The organism is Pseudomonas tremae, assembly GCF_001401155.1.
GTDB lineage: Bacteria > Pseudomonadota > Gammaproteobacteria > Pseudomonadales > Pseudomonadaceae > Aquipseudomonas > Aquipseudomonas tremae.
The window spans coordinates 1-521 of the sequence record NZ_LJRO01000077.1; the positions used below are offsets into that span (position 1 = coordinate 1).

The 521-nt window shown below is 61.0% G+C and carries 1 protein-coding gene; it reads left to right on the forward strand.

Going from position 1 to position 521, the window contains the following annotated elements:
* The coding region (locus ALO43_RS05685; protein ID WP_157062267.1) for an ABC transporter permease at window positions 1-431 on the forward strand (431 nt) is incomplete at its 5' end.
* Window positions 432-521 lie beyond the last annotated feature (90 nt).

Below are 521 nucleotides of genomic sequence, written 5' to 3' on the forward strand. Positions count from 1 at the left end.
ACTGGGAGGCCTCTCGCAGCGCACTGCGCCACATCCTCCTGCCTGCGGTAATCCTCAGTTTCAATTCGGTGGCGTATATCAGCCGCATGACCCGCAGCTTCATGCTCGAACAGCTTTCGCAGGAATACATCATCACCGCCCAGGTCAAGGGCCTGTCGCAGCGACGCATCGTCTGGGGCCACGCGTTCCGCAACATTCGCGTGCAACTGCTGACCATCGTCGCCCTCGCCTACGGCGGCCTGCTGGAGGGCGCGGTACTCATAGAAACCGTGTTCGCCTGGCCCGGCTTCGGCCAGCACCTGACCAGCAGCCTGCTGCTGGGCGACATGAATACCGTGATGGCCTGCGTCCTGCTGATCGGGTTGATCTTCGTGATCCTCAATCAGATCAGTGACGCCCTTTATAAAGTCTTCGACCCGAGAACCCGCTGATGACGACTTCCATTGCAAGCAGCGCCACGCCCATGGTTCAGGCGCCAACCTCAAGCATCGCAGCATTGGCCGCCAGCAGTGCGCGCCTGA